18 protein-coding genes are annotated in these 16,796 nt (G+C 63.7%); 13 read left to right on the forward strand and 5 right to left on the reverse strand.

All coding sequences use genetic code 11. The features are described 5' to 3' along the window. Positions 1 to 32: 32 nt before the first annotated feature. The 3 genes from GGR38_RS11365 to GGR38_RS11375 all read left to right on the forward strand — a co-directional run bounded on the left by GGR38_RS11365 (position 33) and on the right by GGR38_RS11375 (position 1,508). On the forward strand, positions 33 to 458 hold the full coding sequence (locus GGR38_RS11365; RefSeq protein WP_246404524.1) for a MerR family transcriptional regulator: 426 nt from the start codon (positions 33 to 35) through the stop codon (positions 456 to 458). A 67-nt stretch (positions 459 to 525) separates the two neighbouring features. Next, positions 526 to 1,302 (forward strand): SDR family NAD(P)-dependent oxidoreductase, encoded by a 777-nt coding sequence (locus GGR38_RS11370; protein ID WP_183625597.1) that lies wholly within the window; start codon positions 526 to 528, stop codon positions 1,300 to 1,302. Continuing rightward, a complete protein-coding gene (locus GGR38_RS11375) occupies positions 1,302 to 1,508 on the forward strand; it encodes a hypothetical protein (protein ID WP_183625599.1) in 207 nt (68 codons plus the stop codon). Before GGR38_RS11370 ends, GGR38_RS11375 begins: the two co-directional genes overlap by 1 nt. Here GGR38_RS11375 and GGR38_RS11380 read toward each other — a convergent pair. Further along, the gene (locus GGR38_RS11380) at positions 1,505 to 2,164 is read right to left on the reverse strand and encodes a glutathione S-transferase family protein (RefSeq protein ID WP_183625601.1); all 660 of its coding nucleotides are present in this window, start codon (positions 2,162 to 2,164) and stop codon (positions 1,505 to 1,507) included. The two genes, GGR38_RS11375 and GGR38_RS11380, sit on opposite strands and share 4 nt — an antisense overlap. 211 nt (positions 2,165 to 2,375) lie before the next feature. Here GGR38_RS11380 and GGR38_RS11385 point away from each other — a divergent pair, with 211 nt between their 5' ends. Genes GGR38_RS11385 through GGR38_RS11395 form a run of 3 tightly spaced genes read left to right on the forward strand, consistent with a single transcriptional unit; the run spans position 2,376 to position 5,501 of the window. Then, positions 2,376 to 3,230: a beta-etherase gene (locus GGR38_RS11385; protein ID WP_183625603.1), complete on the forward strand. Its 855-nt coding sequence runs from the start codon at positions 2,376 to 2,378 to the stop codon at positions 3,228 to 3,230. After that, positions 3,227 to 4,057 (forward strand): glutathione S-transferase family protein, encoded by an 831-nt coding sequence (locus tag GGR38_RS11390; protein WP_246404525.1) that lies wholly within the window; start codon positions 3,227 to 3,229, stop codon positions 4,055 to 4,057. Before GGR38_RS11385 ends, GGR38_RS11390 begins: the two co-directional genes overlap by 4 nt. A gap of 16 nt (positions 4,058 to 4,073) precedes the next feature. Next, entirely contained in the window at positions 4,074 to 5,501 is a 1,428-nt protein-coding gene (locus GGR38_RS11395; protein WP_183625605.1) for an aldehyde dehydrogenase family protein, read from the forward strand. Positions 5,502 to 5,536: 35 nt separating this feature from the next. On the opposite strand, the gene GGR38_RS11400 is transcribed toward GGR38_RS11395, so the two are convergent. After that, a complete protein-coding gene (locus tag GGR38_RS11400) occupies positions 5,537 to 6,358 on the reverse strand; it encodes a helix-turn-helix transcriptional regulator (RefSeq protein ID WP_183625607.1) in 822 nt (273 codons plus the stop codon). Positions 6,359 to 6,544: 186 nt separating this feature from the next. Here GGR38_RS11400 and GGR38_RS11405 point away from each other — a divergent pair, with 186 nt between their 5' ends. Then, entirely contained in the window at positions 6,545 to 7,423 is an 879-nt protein-coding gene (locus GGR38_RS11405) for a beta-keto acid cleavage family enzyme (protein ID WP_183625609.1), read from the forward strand. A gap of 26 nt (positions 7,424 to 7,449) precedes the next feature. After that, on the forward strand, positions 7,450 to 8,403 hold the full coding sequence (locus GGR38_RS11410; RefSeq protein WP_183625611.1) for an SDR family oxidoreductase: 954 nt from the start codon (positions 7,450 to 7,452) through the stop codon (positions 8,401 to 8,403). A gap of 33 nt (positions 8,404 to 8,436) precedes the next feature. Here GGR38_RS11410 and GGR38_RS11415 read toward each other — a convergent pair whose 3' ends face one another. Then, positions 8,437 to 9,396, reverse strand: coding sequence for a bile acid:sodium symporter family protein (locus GGR38_RS11415; RefSeq protein ID WP_183625613.1), 960 nt, complete (start codon positions 9,394 to 9,396; stop codon positions 8,437 to 8,439). Positions 9,397 to 9,639: 243 nt separating this feature from the next. Between GGR38_RS11415 and GGR38_RS11420 the strand changes: the two genes are divergently transcribed. The 3 genes from GGR38_RS11420 (at position 9,640) to GGR38_RS11430 (ending at position 12,544) form a co-directional block, all read left to right on the forward strand. Beyond that, complete coding sequence (locus GGR38_RS11420) at positions 9,640 to 10,908, forward strand: MFS transporter (RefSeq protein ID WP_183625903.1); 1,269 nt, start codon at positions 9,640 to 9,642, stop codon at positions 10,906 to 10,908. Between the two features lie 36 nt (positions 10,909 to 10,944). Then, positions 10,945 to 12,090, forward strand: coding sequence for a pyridoxal phosphate-dependent aminotransferase (locus tag GGR38_RS11425; protein WP_183625615.1), 1,146 nt, complete (start codon positions 10,945 to 10,947; stop codon positions 12,088 to 12,090). An 85-nt stretch (positions 12,091 to 12,175) separates the two neighbouring features. Further along, positions 12,176 to 12,544 carry a c-type cytochrome gene (locus GGR38_RS11430; RefSeq protein ID WP_183625617.1) on the forward strand — a complete coding sequence of 123 codons (369 nt, stop codon included), beginning with the start codon at positions 12,176 to 12,178 and terminating at the stop codon, positions 12,542 to 12,544. A gap of 161 nt (positions 12,545 to 12,705) precedes the next feature. Here GGR38_RS11430 and GGR38_RS11435 read toward each other — a convergent pair whose 3' ends face one another. Both GGR38_RS11435 and GGR38_RS11440 read right to left on the reverse strand, forming a co-directional pair. Further along, positions 12,706 to 14,082: a porin gene (locus GGR38_RS11435; protein ID WP_183625619.1), complete on the reverse strand. Its 1,377-nt coding sequence runs from the start codon at positions 14,080 to 14,082 to the stop codon at positions 12,706 to 12,708. Between the two features lie 148 nt (positions 14,083 to 14,230). After that, positions 14,231 to 15,223 carry a PQQ-dependent catabolism-associated beta-propeller protein gene (locus GGR38_RS11440; protein ID WP_183625621.1) on the reverse strand — a complete coding sequence of 331 codons (993 nt, stop codon included), beginning with the start codon at positions 15,221 to 15,223 and terminating at the stop codon, positions 14,231 to 14,233. A 197-nt stretch (positions 15,224 to 15,420) separates the two neighbouring features. On the opposite strand from GGR38_RS11440, the gene pedF reads away from it, so the two are divergent. Beyond that, positions 15,421 to 15,831: a cytochrome c-550 PedF gene (gene pedF / locus GGR38_RS11445; protein ID WP_246404559.1), complete on the forward strand. Its 411-nt coding sequence runs from the start codon at positions 15,421 to 15,423 to the stop codon at positions 15,829 to 15,831. Between the two features lie 63 nt (positions 15,832 to 15,894). Then, positions 15,895 to 16,770: a substrate-binding periplasmic protein gene (locus tag GGR38_RS11450; protein WP_183625625.1), complete on the forward strand. Its 876-nt coding sequence runs from the start codon at positions 15,895 to 15,897 to the stop codon at positions 16,768 to 16,770. Positions 16,771 to 16,796: the final 26 nt, after the last annotated feature.

Genomic DNA, 16,796 nt, shown 5'->3' on the forward strand with positions numbered 1-16,796 from the left:
TTTGGTCGAATAGGCCGATGGGGGATAGTGAGATGGACGCGAAACAGGAGGAGACCGGGCTGGAGGACAAGGGCAGGAGCCGCGACCTGATGGGGATTCAGGAGGTCGCCACCATGCTCAATGTCACCCATCGCACCTTGCGCTTTTACGAGGACAAGGGGCTGATCGAGCCGCAACGGGTGGGCAACACGCGGATCTATGCGCGGCGCGAGGTGGCGCGGATGCAATTGATCCTGCGCGGCAAAAGGCTGGGCTTCACCATCCGCGAGATCAGCGAATTCCTCGACCTGTATGATGCCGACCCCGAGCATGTCGAGCAATCCAAGCTCCTGCTGCGCCGCATCCGCGAAAGGCTGAAACTGCTGGCGCGGCAAAGGGCGGCGATCGAGGAAACGGTGGGTGAGCTGAAAAAGCTGGAAGCCGAGACGCTGGCCGAGATCGCTGCTGCGGGCGGGTAAAGGCTTGCCGGGCGCCGATCGCGCCCCTATCTCCAGCGCCTATATTGCAACGCAGCAGGAGCCGACCATGAGTGACACCGCCAATTGGGCCGAAAACCGCATCGCCTTGGTGACGGGGGCCACATCAGGCTTTGGCCGGGCGGTGGTGCTGCGGCTGCTGGCAGGCGGCGCGCGGGTGATCGCCACCGGGCGGCGGCGCGACCGGCTGGATGAACTGGCCGCGCAGGCGGGGACGGATCGGTTGCTGACCCTCGAATTGGACGTGACGGAAAAGGACTGCGGCGCAAAGCTGCTGGCCGCACTGCCCGAGGATTTCGCGGCCATCGACATCCTGTTCAACAATGCCGGCCTCGCGCTGGGTCTGGGGCCGGCGCATACGGCCGATCTGGACGAATGGGAGACGATGATCGAAACCAATGTGACGGGCGTTGTCCGCATTGCCCATGCGGTGCTGCCCGGCATGGTGGCGCGCGGGCGCGGCCATGTCATCAATGTGGCCAGCATCGCGGCGACCTATCCCTATCCGGGCGGCAATGTTTACGGCGGCACCAAGGCCTTTGTGCGCCAGTTCTCGCTGGGCCTGCGCGCCGATCTGCTGGGCACGCCGGTCAAGGTCACCTCGCTGGAGCCAGGCGCCTGCGAGACCGAATTTTCGCAGGTCCGCTTTGGTGGCGACAAGGACAAGGCCGCCGCCGTCTATCAGGGCATGAAGCCGCTCTCGGCCGACGATGTGGCGCAAACGGTCGAGGCGGTGCTGCGCCTGCCCGAACATCTCAACGTCAACACGATCGAGATCATGCCGGTGGCTCAGGCCTTCGCTCCGCTGGCCATGGCGCGCAAGTAATGCGCACAACCTATGAAGATGCCTCGGTCCGCCTCTATCATCTCGATGGCGGACCGGAAGGCGGAGCGGCGACCACTCTGTTCTACGGACCGCTGAGCGAAGCGATGCGCATCGCCGAGCAGCAGACCGCAGAGGTGCAGGAAGGCCTGTTCATCGCCACGGACAATGACGTGGTGGCCTTCCTCGATCTGTTTGAGGGCTATTAAGCCAGAATAGATTTGCCCTGCGTGGTGGTCTTGGCGGCCATCTCTTCGGCGGTGGGCGGAGTGGGGATCAACAGTCCCCGCTGCACCGCCGGACGCGCGCCAATATTCGCCATCCAGCGCGCGATATTGGGCAGGCCGTCGAGCGTGACCCCCGCCCATTCATGCCCGCGCACCCATGGGAAACAGGCGATGTCGGCAATCGAATAGTCGCCCACAAGGTAATCGCGCCCCTCCAGCGCCGCATCCAGCACACCCAGCAGGCGCTGGCTTTCGCGCGTATAGCGATCAATCACCGAGGGCAGCTTTTCCGGGAAATAGCGGTTGAAGACCGTCGCCTGCCCCATCATCGGGCCAAGCCCCGCCACCTGCCACATCACCCATTGGATCGCGCGGCTGCGCCCCTGCGCATCGGCGGGGATGAAGCGGCCGAATTTCTCGGCCAGATAGAGCAGGATCGCGCCCGATTCGAACACCGCAAAACCATCATCGACCAGCGCGGGGATCTTGCCATTGGGGTTGACGGCCAGAAATTCCGGCGTCTTCTGCTCCTGATTGGTCAGGGAAATCGGCGTGACCTTATACGGCACGCCCAGTTCTTCGAGCAGGATGGTGGCTTTCCAGCCATTGGGCGTTTCGGAGGTGAAGAGTTCGAGCATCGCGGCATCCCTTATCCATTGCTGCGCGCAACAAACACGCCCCCGCCCCCGCAACAAGGCCAGCGCGCCCGCTATCATTGCCAATGACAGGATGGGAGACAGGAACACAGCCTGTTACTCTTGCTGATAGTATTCGTTTCCCCCTTGGCAGCGCGCCAACCATGCACCAGATTGGCAGTAAGACATACAAACGAACCTGCGGGAGCGGTCCATGGCCAAGGATAACAAGATCACCTTCTTCGATCTCAATCACGAGAGCGGATGCACCACCAGCCCCTTCGTCTGGGCGACGAAATATGCCATTAAGCACAAGGGTTTTGATCTGGATGTGGTGCCGGGCGGGTTCACCGGCATTCTCGAACGCACGGGGGGCCGCTCGGAACGCCTGCCGGTGATCTGCGATGATGGCGAATATATCCTCGATAGCTGGCTGATCGCCGAATATCTGGATGCCAAATATCCCGACCGGCCCACGCTGATCGGCGATCCTTCGGTCAAAGTGCTGGCGCAATTCCTCGAAACCTGGCTGTGGAAGACCGCGATCAGCCCGTGGATGACCTGCTATATCCTGCAATATCGCAGCCGCGCCTTCCCCCACGACCACGCCTATATCACCGAATCGCGCGAACGCATGTTCGGCAACCGCAAGCTGGAAGACATTGCCGTGGGCCGCGAGGATCGCCTGCCCAAGGTGCTGCCCGAACTGGAATTGCTGCGCGGGCTGCTGGGCCAGCACAAATGGCTGGGCGGGGAAACGCCCAATTATGCCGACTATCGCGCGCTGGCCGTGTTCCTGTGGTGCGCCAGCGTGGCCGACATTCCGCCGATGACCGAAGATGACCCGCTGCGCGACTGGATCGACCGCGGTTTCGACCTTTACGGCGGCCTTGGCCGCATTCCGGGCATGAGCCCCCTCTTCGGCCTGCAACTGCGCGAGGGCGATCCCGAACCCTTTGCCAAGGGGCCTTCGCTGGTTGCCGGGCTCGTCAAGCGCAACACGGGGCCTGCCAGCACGGCGGCCGAAACCGCGCATATCACCGGCAAGGGTGAGAAAGCGCCCGCATGATGCACACCAGCGGCGAGCAGGAACCGCCCTCGGGCGTCCTGCGCATGTATCACATTCCCGGCTGCCCCTTTTCCGAGCGGGTGGAGATTTTGCTGTCATTGAAAGGGCTGGCCGACAGGCTGGCCCATCATGACATCGACATTTCCCGCCCCCGCCCGGAATGGCTGCTGCGCAAGACGCGCGGGACCACGGCCCTGCCCGCGCTGGAACTGGAAAATGGCGAGACGCTCAAAGAAAGCATGGTCATCCTGCGCTATTTCGACGAGCGTTTTCCAGAGGTCCGCATCGCGCGGTCCGATCCTTATGAACATGCGGTGGAACAGATGCTCTGCGCCACCGACGGGGCGTTTACCGGGGCGGGATACCGGATGATCCTGAACCGTGATCCGGCCCAGCGCGATGCGTTGAAGGCCGAGGTCGATGCGCAATATGCGCGGCTCGACGCCTTCCTGCGCGATTATGCGCCGGATGGAGATTATCTGTTCGACCGCTTCGGTTGGGCCGAGGTTGCCTTTGCGCCCATGTTCAAGCGGCTGTGGTTCCTTGAATATTATGAGGATTATGCGGTGCCGCAAAACCTCATCCGTCTGTTGCGCTGGCGTGAGGCGTGCCTCAATCACCCCTCGGTCAAGGCGATCCACAGCCACCGCGAACTGATGACGCTCTATTACGATTATGCCCAAGGCGGCGGCAATGGCCGCATTCCAGAAGGGCGCAAAGTCTCCAGCTTCACCCTCGATCCGCCATGGGACACCCGCCCCATGCCCCCCCGCGACAAATGGGGCCACGCCGCCGGCGATGCCGAGCTTGGCCTGATACCCGCCTGATAGAAGGACCCTCCCCATGAAGAACTATCCGCAGAATTTCATCGACGGCCAGTGGGTCGACAGCATCGGCGGCACCGCCCACACCGTCATCAACCCCGCCACCGAAGGCGCGGCCAGCCAGATCACGCTGGGCACCGTCGCCGATGTGGACGCCGCCGTGGCCGCCGCACGCCGCGCGTTTGGGAGCTTCAGCCAGACCACGAAGGAAGAGCGCATCGCCCTGCTGGGCGCGATCATCGAGGCCTATAAGGCGCGTATCGCCGATATTGCCGAGGCGATCAGCACCGAAATGGGTTGCCCGATCAGCACCTCTTCGACCGCGCAGGCCGGGTCGGGCCTTGGCCATCTGGCCAATGCGCTGGCCGCCTTGCAGGCCTATGAGTTTGAAGAAAAGATCGGCGACAACAAGGTCGTGCGCGAAGCCATCGGCGTGGTGGGCCTGATCACCCCGTGGAACTGGCCGATGAACCAGATCGTCGCCAAGGTCGCCCCGGCGCTGGCGGCGGGCTGCACGATTGTGCTCAAGCCCTCCGAGGAAGCCCCCACCTGCGCCGCCGTCTTTGCCGAAGTGTTGGCCGCTGCGGGCGTTCCGGCGGGCGTGTTCAATCTGGTGCAGGGCGACGGGCCGGGCGTGGGCGCGGCGATGGCCGCCCATCCCGATATCGACATGATCAGCTTTACCGGATCGACCCGCGCCGGAATCATGGTGGCCAAGGCCGCCGCCGACACGGTCAAGCGCGTAACGCAGGAACTGGGCGGCAAATCGCCCAACATCGTCCTGCCCGGCACGCCGCTGGACAAGGCGCTGCCTGGCGGTTGCGGCGGCGTGCTGCTCAATTCGGGGCAGAGCTGCGTCGCGCCCACGCGCCTGCTGGTGCATGTGTCGCAGCATGATGAAGCGGCCAAGCTGGCGGGCGAGATCTTTGGCGGCAAGCCGGTAGGCGATCCCTTGGCCGAGGGCGGCCATATCGGCCCGGTGGTGAACAAGGCGCAGTTCGACAAGATCCAGGGCCTGATCGCCAAGGGCATCGAGGAAGGCGCCACGCTGGTCACCGGGGGCCTTGGCCTGCCCGAGGGCGTGGACAAGGGCTATTTCGTGAAGCCCACCGTGTTTGCCAATGTCACCAATGACATGGCCATCGCGCGTGAGGAAATCTTCGGCCCGGTGCTGGTCATCCTGCCCTATAAGGATCTGGACGAGGCGGTCGCCATCGCCAATGACACGCCCTATGGCCTTGGCGCCTATATTGCGGGCGATCCTGCCGTGGCCAAGACCATCGTGGGCAAAATCCGCGCCGGCTCGGTCTATGTGAACGCTGGCGGCTTGGCGATGGACATGCCCTTTGGCGGATACAAGCAGTCGGGCAATGGCCGCGAATTCGGCAAATATGGCCTTGAGGAATATCTGGAGGTCAAGTCGGTGATCGGCGCGCTTCCGGCGTAATCGAGGTTGGGGTGCGGTCCGCCGCACCCCTTTTTTCATGCCATTTCGGCGGCCAATCGGCGCAATTTCTCCGCACTGGCCGGATCGGCGGGGGCGAACAGGATCAGGCGCTGGCCCGGCACTTCCTCGATCGCATAGGACGTGTGGTGAAAGGCGATCTCGCCCACATCGGGCAGAGTGGCGCTGTTCACATCCTCGAAATGGCTGCGGATTTCGGCAGCCTCCCAATATTCGCGGAACAGGTCGGAGGAGGTCTTCATCTCCTCGATCAGCGTTTCGAACACCTGCGGCTGGGCGGTGCGGCTGTAATCCCACTTAAACCGCGCGACCAGACGGCGCGCCATTTCGCGATAACGCTCCGGGTCGGTGCGATAGCGTTCGTTGAGCATCAGAATGCGGAACAGGTTGCGCTCTTCGCGCGGCAGCGGGGCGTAATCGCGGAAAAGCTGGGTCACCAGCGCGTTCCAGCCCACCACGGTCCAGTCCTCGACAATCACCAGCGCGGGGATCGACAGGCTGTCCATCAATTGCTGGGTGGATGGGCGCACCGCTTCATCGGCGCGGCCCGTCAGCGGCGGCGGGCGATGCTGGGCCAGCGCAAATAGGAACTCGCGCTCCTGCGGCTCCAGACGCAGCGCCTTGCCCAAACGCTCGATCATCGCGGCGGAAAGCTGCACCTCGCGCCCCTGCTCGAACCACGTGTACCATGTGACGCTCATGCCTGCGAGCGTGGCCACCTCCTCGCGGCGCAATCCCCGCGTGCGACGACGCTCACCAGCGGGCAGGCCCACGTCGGTCGGGGCCAATCGCCCGCGCGCGGCCTTCAGAAAGCGGGTAAGTTCCTCTCTTTGCGCCATATCCTTGCCTCTTGCCCGTATTCCTTCCGCAGCCCCTTACACTATATGGGAGGCCGCGAAAGTCTGTTCTGCCTGTTACTCCTAATAATGGCACAGACACAGGCCTGTTCAACACCTGCCAGACGGGCATAGGTCATGAATCAGAACATTTCCCCCCCAAAGTTCCCATAGAGGAGAGGACTTTCAATGGCCGATAAGGTCTTTATCACCTGCGCCGTCACCGGTTCGCCATGGCCGCTGCCCAAGCATCCCAATTTCCCCTTCCGCCCCGAACATGTGGCGCAGGAAGCGCTGGACGCCGCCGCCGCCGGGGCCTCCATCATCCACCTGCATGTGCGCGACCGCGAAACCGGCCATCCCAGCACCGAGCTGGAGGATTACCGCGAGGTGGTGGGCCTGATCCGTGCCAAAAACAGCGAAGTGATCCTCAACGTCACCACCGGGCCGGGCTGCACATGGATGCAGAGCGAGGAAGACCCCAGCCTGCCCGGCCCCGGCACTTTGATGTTCACCGCTGAAAAGCGGCTGGAGCATATTCTCGACCTCAAGCCGGATATGTGCACGCTCGACATCTGCACCATGAACCTGTGGGGCGGGGCGGCGATCAACCTGAAGCCGATGGTGACGCGCCTTGGCCATATGATTCAGGACGCGGGCGTCTTGCCGGAAATCGAGTGCTTCGAGGCGGGCGATTTCGTCTATGCCGAGGATCTGATTGCCGAGGGCGCCCTGCCCGCCCATTCGCCCTACACCTTTGTGCTGGGCACCAAATATGGCCTGCCCGCCACGCCCGAGGCGATGCAATATTCGAAAAACCAACTGCCGCGCGGCGCCACCTTCACCGGTTTCGGCATCCAGCGCCATTCCTTCCCCATGGCGGCGCAATCGGTGCTGCTGGGCGGCCATGTACGCACCGGGTTTGAGGACAGCACCTATCTGCGCCGGGGCAAGCAGGCCGCGGGCAATGCCGATATGGTCAACTGGGCCGTCGAGCTGATCGACCATCTGGGCGCGGATCTGGCCACGCCCGGTGAGGCGCGCAAGATGCTGGGCCTCAAGAACTAAATCACACGAAAACGAAGGAGAGGATCATGGCTTACACTCCCCCCGCGTCCGGCCAGAACGCCACGCCGATGGCGGACGTTCGCGGCAAGACAGCCTTTATCACCGGCGGCGCCAATGGCATCGGCCTTGGCATTGCCCGTGCGCTGGTGAAGGCGGGCGCCAATGTGGTGATCGCCGATATTCGTGAGAGTGCCTTGGCCGAGGCCAAGGCTTCGCTGGGCGCTGATGATCAGGTGGAAACGGTTCAGCTTGACGTCACCGACCGCGCCGGTTTCGCCGCCGCTGCGGATAAAGCCGAGGCGCGCTTCGGCAAGATCCACATCCTGGTCGGCAATGCCGGGATCGGCGTGATGGGGCCGATCATGGATGCGCGCTATGACGATTGGGATTGGGGCATGGGGGTGAACCTTGGCGGGGTCATCAACGGGCTGGTCACCATCCTGCCGCGCATCAAGGCGCATGGCGAGGGCGGACAGGTCGTGACCACCTCTTCGCAAAGCGGGCTGATCCCGATCTCCTATTCGGCGATCTATTCAGCGGCCAAGGCGGCGATCATCGGCATCACCGAGGCGGCGCGCGGCGAATTGGCGGCGGTCAACATCGGCATTTCGGCCTTCTGCCCCGGCCCGGTGCAATCGAACATTGCCCATTCCGGCGAGCTGCGCCCCGAGGACAAGAAGCAGGACACCGGCTATCTCAAGCGCGAGGAAGAGCTGGAAGCCCGCCCCGTCTCGCCGCTGTGGATGAGCCAGGACGAGGTGGGCGAGCGCGTGTTGGCGGGCATCCGCCGCAACGATCTCTATATCCTGACCCACCCGGAATTCGGCCCCGGCATGCAGCGCCGCTTTGACGCGATCATGGCCAGCGTGCCGGATGAGGAAGTGAACGAGGCCCGCGCCAAGGAGATCTTCTTCCTGCTGGATAATCCGATTTTCGCGGAACAATCAGCGCGCTGCGCCAAGCAGCCTGCGGAAGCGTAAACCTAACAGCCCCCTGCCGCGCGGCGGGGGGCTTTATTTCTCGTCCTGCGCCAGACCCCGCGCGATCACCGCGCAGGCCATCAACTGGATCTGGTGAAACAGCATCAAGGGCAGGATAACCACGCCCACCTGCGCCGCCGGGAACAGCACGCCCGCAATCGGCACCCCGCTGGCCAGCGATTTCTTTGACCCGCAGAACAGCAGCACGATCCGGTCCGCCCGCTCAAACCCCAGCATCGCCCCCAGCCCCCATGTCGCGGCCAGCACCACGGCCAGCAAAACAATGCTCAGCCCCGCGATCAGCCCCAGTTCCCACAGCGGCAGATGGGTCCACAGCCCCTCGACCACAGCGGCCGAAAAGGCGGTATAGACCACCAGCAGGATCGAGCCGCGATCCACATAGCCGATCATCGCCTTATGCCGCGACACAAAGCCCCCGATCACCGGGCGCAGCCCATGGCCCAGCGCAAAGGGCAGCAGCAATTGCAGCACGATCTTTTCAATCGAACTCCCCGACATGCTGGCCCCCGCCCCGCCCATCAGCAGACTGGCGAGCAAAGGTGTGATGAAAATGCCCGCCAGATTGGAGAAGGAGGCCGAGCAGACCGCCGCCGCCACATTGCCCCGCGCAATCGAGGTAAAGGCAATCGAGCTTTGCACCGTCGAGGGCAGCAGCGTCAGGAACAGCATCCCCGAAGCCACCAGCGCGGGCAGGCCCGGCAAAGCCGCCAGCCCAAGGCCCAGCAAGGGAAAGAGCGCAAAGGTCGTGCCCATCGTGGCCACATGCAGCCGCCAATGCCCCGCCCCCGCCACAATCGCCTCACGCGAGAGTTTCGCGCCATGCAGAAAGAACAGCATCACGATGGCCGCATCGGCGGCATGGTCGAACAGGTTCGCCCCCATCCCCCGCGCAGGCAGCACCGAGGCAAAGGCCACCGTGGAGAGCAGCGCCAGAATATAGGGGTCGAAAGCGGATTTGAGACGGTCGAGCATCCCCCCTGCCTAAAGATTGCCGCCGCCCAGAGCAAGATGGCGACTTGCGTACAGGATCGCGCTGTCATATCGCTATGAACCATAACCAATTAAGCGCGACGATTCCCTTGCGGGATCGCCCGACAACGGGCATCAACAGTATAACCCGCGTTAACAAAGGCGGTATCGAGAGGATGGAGAAAAACTTTGGCATCTGCGCCCCTAAACCCTGTTGATCCGCGCCGATTGCTGGCCGACAGCCCGATGGGCTGGCGCCAGATCGTGGGCATTGCCCTTTGCGCGCTGCTCAATGCACTGGACGGGTTCGATGTGCTCTCGATCAGCTTTGCCTCGCCCGGCATCGCGGCCGAATGGCATGTCGAGCGCAAGGTGCTGGGCTATGTCCTCTCGATGGAAATCTTTGGCATGGCGGCCGGATCGATCCTGCTGGGGCGGTTGACCGACCGGCTGGGGCGTATTCCCACGATGGTCATCTGTCTGGTCATCATGGCATCGGGCATGATCGCCGCGCCCATGGCCTGGGATGTCACCTCGCTGGCGGTGATCCGCCTGTTCACCGGGCTGGGCATCGGGGGCATGCTGGCCGCAACCAATGCGGTGGCCGCCGAATATGCCAACACCCGCTGGCGCAGCGCGGGCGTCGCGCTGATGGCGGCGGGCTATCCGCTGGGCGCGGTGGTGGGCGGCACGATCGCCAGCAAGATGCTGGTGACGGGCAATTGGCGCGATGTGTTTTATCTGGGCGCGGCGCTGGCGCTGATCCTGCTGCCGCTGGTGCCCTTGTTGATGCCCGAACCGATCAACGCCATCTTGCACCGCCGCCCGGCAGGCGCGCTGGAAAAACTCAACAAATCGCTGCGGGCCTTTGGCCATGCGCCGGTCGACACCCTGCCGCCGGTGGACACCTCCATCGCCAAGGCGCGCGTGGCCGATCTGTTCGGGCCGGAATTGCGCGCGGTCAGCCTGCTGCTGCTGCTCTCCTATTTCGCCCATATCCTGACCTTCTACTTCGTGCTGAAATGGGTGCCCAAGATTGTCGTCGATATGGGCTTTCCGGCCTCGGCGGCGGGCGGCGTGCTGGTGTGGGCCAATGTCGGCGGTTTGATCGGCGCCATTCTGTTCTCGCTCTCAGCGCTGCGCCTGCCGCTGCGTCCGACGCTGATGGTGATGATGGTGGCCTCGACGGTGCTGGTGGCGCTGTTTGGCCATTCGCCTGCCGATCTCTCGCGCCTCTCACTGGCGGCGGCGGCGGTGTCTTTCTGCACCAACAGCGTGATCGTGGGCTTCTATGCGCTGATCGCCCAGAGCTTTCCCACCCCGCTGCGCGGCACGGGCACGGGCTTTGTGATCGGCGTGGGGCGTCTGGGCGCGGCCACGGGGCCGATTGTCGCGGGCTATCTGTTCGAGGCCAAGCTGGGCCTGCCGGTGGTGGCGCTGGCCATGTCGGGCGGGTCGCTGGTGGCGGCGGCGGCCTTGCTGGTCATGCCGCATCGCGAAAACGCCGCCCACTGATTTTCAACCCTGATCGATCCTGCTAGGGGCGGCAGCATGACCGCCCCTATCGAACCGTTTCGCGCGATGGCCATCGGCCAGTTGGCCCACAAGCTGGCGGCAGAGGGCCGCAGCGTGATCCATATGGAATATGGCCAGCCATCGACCAGCGCGCCCGCCGCCGCGCTGGCCAAGGCGCATCAGGTGCTGGACACCGAGGCGCAGGGCTATTGGGAAAGCGCCCCCTTGAAGGAGCGCATCGCCCGCCATTATGCCGAGACGCAAAGCGTGACCATCCGGCCCGATCAGGTGATCCTGACCTGCGGCGCATCGCCCGCCCTGCTGCTGGCCCTGTCCAGCGCCTTTGCGCCGGGCGCGCGGATCGTCTGCGCCCGGCCCGGCTATGTCGCCTATCGCAACACTTTGCGCGCCCTGCATATGGAACCGCTGGAAATCCCCTGCGGCGCGGCGGAGCGCTATCAGATCACGGCGGCGGCTTTGGAAGCCATCCACCCCGCCCCCGACGGCGTCATCATCGCCAGCCCCGCCAACCCCACCGGCACGATCATCGCGCCCGATGAACTGGCCACCATCGCGGCGGTCTGCGCGCGGCGCGGCATCCGCATCATCTCCGACGAAATCTATCATGGCCTGTCCTATACCGGGCCTTGCGTTTCGGCGCTGGTGCATGCGCCCGATGCCCTCGTCGTCAACAGTTTCTCCAAATATTTCTCAATGCCGGGCTGGCGTCTGGGCTGGCTGGCGGCGCCCGAGGATCTGGTCGATGCCGCCTATGCGCGGATGAGCAATCTGATGCTGACGCCCCCGGTCTTGGCGCAACATGCGGGCCTGATCGCGTTTGATTGCGATGATGAATTGCAAGGCCATATCGCCACCTATGCCGCCAATCGCGAGGCGATGCTGGCGGCGCTGCCCGCGCTGGGTCTGGGCGAAATCGCGCCGCCCGATGGGGCGTTCTACATCTGGGCGGATATTGGGCATCTCACCAATGATTCGATGGAATTCTGCACCCGCCTTTTGCAGGAAACCGGGGTCGCCTGCGCGCCGGGGGTGGATTTCGATCCGGTCGACGGCCATCGCTTCATGCGCTTCAGCTTTGCCGTTTCAACGCCCTTGGTGAATGAAGCGATCGAGCGGATGATTCCCTGGTTTGCGCGTCAGAGGGGTGCCGGGCAAGGTTGAACCTGATTCCGGCCCAAAGTGCAATTCACCCGCCCCGCCGCATCGTGGCATGGCTTGGCATCCCCCCAAGAATGAGGATGCCAAGATGAAATCCATTTCCATGATTGCAGCGCTGGGCGGTATCGCGCTGTCTGCCACCACTGCCTATGCCGCGCCGGCGCCCACGCCCGCAACCTTCACCTCGCGCTGTGCGGTATGCCACAATGCGGAAAAGGGGGGCGCGGACAAGGTAGGCCCCGACCTGTTCGGCGTTTATGGCAAGAAGGCCGCCACCGGCAAGCACAACTATACCGAGGCGCTGAAGAAGGCGAACCTGAAGTGGGATGACGCCAATCTGGACAAGTGGATTTCCGGGCCGATGCAGATGGTGCCCGGCACCGCCATGGCCTTCCCCGGCATCAAGGACGCGGCCAAGCGCGCCGAACTGATCGCCTGGCTGAAAACGCTCAAGTAAGCCGGTTTCATAAGCCCGCAAAGGGTCGCAGGAGGGCGGGAAGGCTGGGGCTTTCCCGCCCTTCTTCGTGCCCGGGTGCCCTGCCCGGAAATGCCGCGCACAAAAAAGGGCGCGCGAGCCTTCCCTCGCGCGCCCCATCTTCCTTGGGAGTGATGCTTCCTTTAGAAGAACAGAATGCCGCCCAGAGCCACCGCATCGCTGGTGGCCGAATTGCCATTATGCGCCTTGGCGTTCGAGTTGATGTACTCGCCGATCAGCGTCACCCAGCTGTTCAGACCATAGCGCAACTGCCCCACAGCGCTGCTGTTCACGCGCACCAGCGTCGGGTTGGCGGCGCGGTCGGCGGCGTCGGTATGGTTGAGATAGCTGGCGCCATAGCTGCCCGCGATGGTGAACTTGCCCTGCGTCAGCGCGGCCTGCACGTAATAGCCTTCGCTGCTGCGCGGCTTGCCCGCAGCATCGGTGTCGAACAGGTTCAGCACGGTCGTGCCCAGACCCTTGGCGGTGTAATAGGTGCCAACCAGCGTCAGCGGGCCATAGGTCGTGCGTGCGCCCACATCCAGGCCCTGCCCGGTATAGCTGCCGCCCGCAACAAACTTATGCTCCTGCGTAATGCCCGAGACCCACAGGTGCAGCTTGACCGCATCGAAGGCGCCATCATAGGTCACCTTGCCCTGGAAACCGGGGCTGGAATTGTTCTGCGCGCCCGCCGTCAGCGAGTTGAGCGGCTGGAACACGCCCACCGATGCCTGAAGCCCGCTCATGCTGGGCGTGGTATAGGTCATCTGGGGCTGGAAATCGGTGTAGATATAGCCGCTGCCGATGCGGCCCAGCGTGGTGTTGGCAGGCGCCGCATTGCCGCCGGTCGGGCCGGAGGAGAGCAGCGTGATGTCATTGAGGATCGCTTCGGAACCATACAGGCCGATCGCGCGGCCGATCTTCAATTCGCCAAAACCCTTGCGGCCAATGGTCAGATAGGTTTCGCGAAAGTCGATGCCAGCCGTCGCCAGAGCGGTCGGCTGACCGCCGTTGTTGGCCCCCAGCGCGCCCCATGCCGCGCTGTTGATGCCCGGATACATGCCGAAATGCGCACCCACGTCCCATCCGTTCTGGGTCGTGGTGGCGTCCACCTTCAGGAAGCCGGGGAGCAGACCGTTGCGCACCGCGCTGGTGTTGCCGCCCACGCTGGCGATGCCGCCGGTAACGGACGTGTTGGCGCCGGGCTTGGCCGCGCCGTCATAGACGTAGAAACCATTGACCGAGCCGGAAAACTTGATCGTGGCCGGGCCGACCTGAAGGCCGATCCCGCTGTCGGTGGCGCGCACGAATTTGGCGGTGTCCCCCGCGACCACCGGAGCCGCCGCAGGAGCAGGCGCCTCGGCCTCATCCTTGAGCAATTCGTTATATTCCGCGTCCGAGAGGATGCCCTTGTCATGCAGACGCTTGAGCAATGCCTGCGAATTGCCGGCATAGGCCGGGGCCGAAACACCCATCATGGCCACGGCACTCGCGGTGCCGAGCAGAACTTTCCAGAGCATGATACTCTCCCTTGTCGATCCACTTTATCTGCTGTGGTGAAGGGAGAATGAGGCGCGAAAGGCCCTTCTTGAAATTGGACTTTCGGGTCTGATACTTTGGGAGAACGAGCTTGTTCCTAGGTATCAGACCCGATCAGCTATACGAAAATCAGGGCGCAATCGCCACGCCCCACGGCCCCGCGCCCGCCGGAATCGTTGCCGTCACGGTGCGGGTGTTCAGATCCACCACGCTGATATCGTCGCTGATACCATTGGCCACGATGGCGCGGCCGCCATCGGGCGTGATCGCCAGATGCCATGGCCGCTGGCCGACCTTGATATAGGCCTCGACCGCATGGCTGGCGACATCGACGATGGCGATGTGATTGGCCCGGCCCAGCGCGACAATCGCCTTGCGCCCGTCGGGGGTAAATCGGATGCCGCAGGGCATCACGCGAATCGGCTGTACGCCGGGCGGAGCAAAGGGGATGGTCGCCGTGATCGCACGGGTGGCGGGATCGGCAATCTGCACCACGCCGCCCATTTCCGCCGCGATCCACAATTGGCGCCCATCGGCGGTAAACTCGACATGGCGCGGGCGGGCCGCCGTCTCGGTGGTGTCGATCACCTGATGGCTGGCCGCATCAATCCACGAGATCAGCTTGCCATCCTCGCTGGTGACGACAATCACCTTGCCATCGGGGCTTTGGGTGATGCCCTCCGGCTCCTTGCCCACCGGCACCTGCCACGCCACGGCGCGTGAGGAAAGGTCGATGGCGGTCATCGCCGCATCGTCCTCGTTGCTGACAAACAACAGTTTTCCATCGCGTGAGGGGTAGAATTGCTCCGGGTCCTGACCCGATGGCAGATGGGCCACCAAGGCGCCGCTGGCCCGGTCGCGCAGCTCAACCGCATTGTCCAGCCCGCTGGCCACCAGCAATTGCGCGCCGTCGCGCGTCAGGGCGATGCCGCGCGGGCGCTGACCCACTTTCCATGTCGCCACCGGTTTGCCCGTGGCCAGATCGATCACGCTGACCGAATTGCCGCGCTCGTTCGAAACATAGGCCGTTTCGGCCGATACCGGGGCGGGGATCAGCGTATTACCCAAAATGGCAATAAGCAGGGCGGGAATCGCGTGTTTCTGCGCAGTTCGCTTTGTCATGATCGCAGCATATCCCCCCGTATCAGCCCATGAATAGCACCAAGGTCCAATATAGACATGATCGCGGGGGCCATAAACTCGCATCACGGAAACAAAAGACGCGGGCCCGGCACATCGGCACCGCCTTGTGGTGAGAAAGAAGAGAGGAAGATCTGATCATGTCCGGATTTTTCAAGCGCGTCACGCGCGCCCAGACGATGCTTGCCGCCGCCACTCTGCTGGCCGCCACCAGCGTCGGCACGCGCCTTGCCGCCCATGGCGACGTTACGCCCCAGCCGGTCGACACCAGCGCATTGCCCGATATTGGCGATGCATGGGTGACGCACAACCCCTATCGCGGCAATGCCAAGGCCGCCGAAATCGGCAAGTCGGCCTTTGGCCAGAACTGCGCGCGGTGCCATGGTCTGGATGCGATTTCGGGCGGGATCGCGCCGGATCTGCGCTACCTTGAACTGGGCGATTCGGGCGACGAATGGTTCGTTCAGCGTTTCCAGCATGGGTCGAGCCGCGATGGCAAAGTGTACATGCCCCCCTTTGGCGAAGCGCTGGGCCAGAAGGCCGGTTGGGCGATCCGCGCATGGCTGGAAACGCGCCACACGGATGACTGATCTGTCGGCGACTGATTTACTGGCGACTGATATTAAAAGATAAAAACGGGAAGAAGGCGGCACATGGGCAAGCAGGCAACCGGCATTGGGCGCAGGGCGTTTCTGGCGGGAGGGCTTGTCGCTCTGGCCGCCCCCATGCCGCTTTCGGCGGCGCCTCTGGCCAAGGTGCGCGAATTGGGCACGCTGCGGGTGGCGGTGTATAAGCACAACCGCCCATGGTCCTGGGCCGAGCCGGACAACAGCACGAACCTGCGCGGGATCGATGTCGATCTGGCCGGGGCGATTGCCAGGACGCTGGGGGTAAAGCTCGATATTGAGGAGTTTACCGCAGGCGATGATATGGCCACCGACCTGCGCAATGCGGTGTGGCGCGGGGGCCTGCTGGGCTTCAAACCGGCTGACATCATGATGCATGTACCGTTCGACCGTCAATTGATGGTCGAGAACGATCAATGCGCGATTCTGGCCCCCTATTACCGCGAGAGTTTCGCCGCCGCCTGCGGGCCGGAGCAGAATGATTGCGATGTGCCCGCGCCGCAATATCGCGGGCGGCGCATGGCGGCCGCCGTTGCCACCATTCCCGACATCTATCTCCTCTCCAGCTTTGGCGGCACGCTGCGATCGAGCGTCACCCATTTCAACACCGGCCATGACGCGGTGCTGGCGCTGGGCACGGGGCAGGCCGATGTGGCCGTGGCGACGAAGGCCGAGGTCGAGGCGGCCATCTTCGACATGAAAAACCCCGCCATCCACCCACGCAAACGCGCGCTGGAGGCGATGATGTCGCCGGGGTGGGACATCGGCATGGCGGTCAAGGAAAACAGCCGCTCGCTGGGCGATGCGGTCGAGGGGATCATCGGCAAAATGAGCGCCGATGGCCAGATGAAGGCGATTTTCGGCGCCTATGGCGTCGAATGGCGCCCGGCCCTTTCGGCCTGAACATAGGGGACAAGTATGAGCTTGGC

It is taken from the genome of Novosphingobium sediminicola (assembly GCF_014196525.1).
In the GTDB taxonomy this organism is placed as follows: Bacteria; Pseudomonadota; Alphaproteobacteria; order Sphingomonadales; family Sphingomonadaceae; genus Novosphingobium; species Novosphingobium sediminicola.

What these genes read in the sequence shown, in the direction of transcription:
- GGR38_RS11410 (WP_183625611.1), top strand. Translation starts at nt 7,450, where the DNA reads ATGGCTTACACTCCCCCCGCGTCCGGCCAGAACGCCACGCCGATGGCG.
- GGR38_RS11370 (WP_183625597.1), top strand. Translation starts at nt 526, where the DNA reads ATGAGTGACACCGCCAATTGGGCCGAAAACCGCATCGCCTTGGTGACG.
- GGR38_RS11375 (WP_183625599.1), top strand. Translation starts at nt 1,302, where the DNA reads ATGCGCACAACCTATGAAGATGCCTCGGTCCGCCTCTATCATCTCGAT.
- GGR38_RS11390 (WP_246404525.1), top strand. Translation starts at nt 3,227, where the DNA reads ATGATGCACACCAGCGGCGAGCAGGAACCGCCCTCGGGCGTCCTGCGC.
- GGR38_RS11415 (WP_183625613.1), bottom strand. Translation starts at nt 9,396, where the DNA reads ATGCTCGACCGTCTCAAATCCGCTTTCGACCCCTATATTCTGGCGCTG.
- GGR38_RS11385 (WP_183625603.1), top strand. Translation starts at nt 2,376, where the DNA reads ATGGCCAAGGATAACAAGATCACCTTCTTCGATCTCAATCACGAGAGC.
- GGR38_RS11425 (WP_183625615.1), top strand. Translation starts at nt 10,945, where the DNA reads ATGACCGCCCCTATCGAACCGTTTCGCGCGATGGCCATCGGCCAGTTG.
- GGR38_RS11430 (WP_183625617.1), top strand. Translation starts at nt 12,176, where the DNA reads ATGAAATCCATTTCCATGATTGCAGCGCTGGGCGGTATCGCGCTGTCT.
- GGR38_RS11395 (WP_183625605.1), top strand. Translation starts at nt 4,074, where the DNA reads ATGAAGAACTATCCGCAGAATTTCATCGACGGCCAGTGGGTCGACAGC.
- GGR38_RS11450 (WP_183625625.1), top strand. Translation starts at nt 15,895, where the DNA reads ATGGGCAAGCAGGCAACCGGCATTGGGCGCAGGGCGTTTCTGGCGGGA.
- GGR38_RS11365 (WP_246404524.1), top strand. Translation starts at nt 33, where the DNA reads ATGGACGCGAAACAGGAGGAGACCGGGCTGGAGGACAAGGGCAGGAGC.
- GGR38_RS11380 (WP_183625601.1), bottom strand. Translation starts at nt 2,164, where the DNA reads ATGCTCGAACTCTTCACCTCCGAAACGCCCAATGGCTGGAAAGCCACC.
- GGR38_RS11435 (WP_183625619.1), bottom strand. Translation starts at nt 14,082, where the DNA reads ATGCTCTGGAAAGTTCTGCTCGGCACCGCGAGTGCCGTGGCCATGATG.
- GGR38_RS11400 (WP_183625607.1), bottom strand. Translation starts at nt 6,358, where the DNA reads ATGGCGCAAAGAGAGGAACTTACCCGCTTTCTGAAGGCCGCGCGCGGG.
- GGR38_RS11420 (WP_183625903.1), top strand. Translation starts at nt 9,640, where the DNA reads ATGGGCTGGCGCCAGATCGTGGGCATTGCCCTTTGCGCGCTGCTCAAT.
- GGR38_RS11405 (WP_183625609.1), top strand. Translation starts at nt 6,545, where the DNA reads ATGGCCGATAAGGTCTTTATCACCTGCGCCGTCACCGGTTCGCCATGG.
- pedF (WP_246404559.1), top strand. Translation starts at nt 15,421, where the DNA reads ATGCTTGCCGCCGCCACTCTGCTGGCCGCCACCAGCGTCGGCACGCGC.
- GGR38_RS11440 (WP_183625621.1), bottom strand. Translation starts at nt 15,223, where the DNA reads ATGACAAAGCGAACTGCGCAGAAACACGCGATTCCCGCCCTGCTTATT.